This is a genomic window from Oleiphilus sp. HI0067, from assembly GCF_001635735.1.
Window position 1 is genome coordinate 1 of the sequence record NZ_LWFI01000252.1, and the last position, 701, is coordinate 701.

Genomic DNA, 701 nt, shown 5'->3' on the forward strand with positions numbered 1-701 from the left:
ATGGCGAAAAGGCCCATTTGAATTATTCAATACTCACATTGATACCGAATGGCGCTCTGATTGGAAATGGGACCGAGTTAGTCCTCATATTAGTCCGCTCGCGAATAAAAATGTATTGGACGTGGGATGTGGCTCAGGATATCACTGTTGGAGAATGCTTGGTGAGGGAGCAAACCGCGTTATTGGCATTGACCCCAGCTATCTATTCCTAATGCAATTCAACGCAATTAAGAAGTATTGTGGCCGAGATGCACCGATACATTTACTACCGATAAAGATGGAGGACGTCCACCCTCAACTAGAACACTTTGATACCGTATTTTCGATGGGGGTGCTTTACCATCGTAAGTCACCTATCGACCACCTTTATGAACTTAAAGGGGCGTTGAAACCTGGTGGCGAGCTCGTATTAGAGACATTAGTAGTCGAAGGCGAACTTGGCTATTCATTAATGCCAGAGGACCGATACGCTATGATGCGAAATGTTTGGTATCTTCCAAGCGTTCCAACCTTAGAACTATGGCTTCGACGCGCCGGCTTTACCGACATTAAGTGTGTAGATCTAGATCAAACCAGCCTAGACGAACAGCGCGCAACCGAGTGGATGGACTTTCAGTCTCTAGCCGACTTCCTTGACCCAGCCAATCCAAATCTAACCGTAGAAGGCTACCCTGCACCTTTGCGTGCAACACTGGTCGCAA

General features: G+C 46.9%; 1 protein-coding gene. It reads left to right on the forward strand.

The window, feature by feature from the left end:
• On the forward strand, window positions 1–701 hold a 701-nt coding region (gene cmoB, locus A3739_RS03250; RefSeq protein WP_068500294.1), incomplete at both ends, for a tRNA 5-methoxyuridine(34)/uridine 5-oxyacetic acid(34) synthase CmoB.